This is a genomic window from Deinococcus alpinitundrae (genome assembly GCF_009982895.1).
GTDB classification, from domain to species: Bacteria; Deinococcota; Deinococci; order Deinococcales; family Deinococcaceae; genus Deinococcus; species Deinococcus alpinitundrae.
Window position 1 is genome coordinate 1 of record NZ_WXZL01000279.1, and the last position, 268, is coordinate 268.

General features: G+C 42.2%; 1 pseudogene. It reads left to right on the top strand.

The window, feature by feature from the left end:
• Positions 1-75 precede the first annotated feature (75 nt).
• Positions 76-268, top strand: a pseudogene (locus GUI70_RS25755) (Asp-tRNA(Asn)/Glu-tRNA(Gln) amidotransferase subunit GatB); the annotation flags it as partial.

A 268-nucleotide genomic window follows, 5' to 3' on the forward strand; every position in this document is an offset into this window, starting at 1 on the left:
TATGTATCAAGCAGGGGCTGCTTTTGAAGCGGCAACTAATTTTTACCAAAAACACCCTGAAACGGAGGACAAATAATGAATTTTAAAACCACTATCGGACTTGAAGTCCACATCGAATTAAAAACTAATTCCAAAATATTTAGTCCTTCACCCGTAGAATTTGGGGATCAGCCTAACGAAAATACTAACGTAATTGACTGGGGATACCCCGGCGTTTTGCCCCAAACTAACAAAGGGGTTGTGGAAGCCGGAATGATGGCTGCCAAGG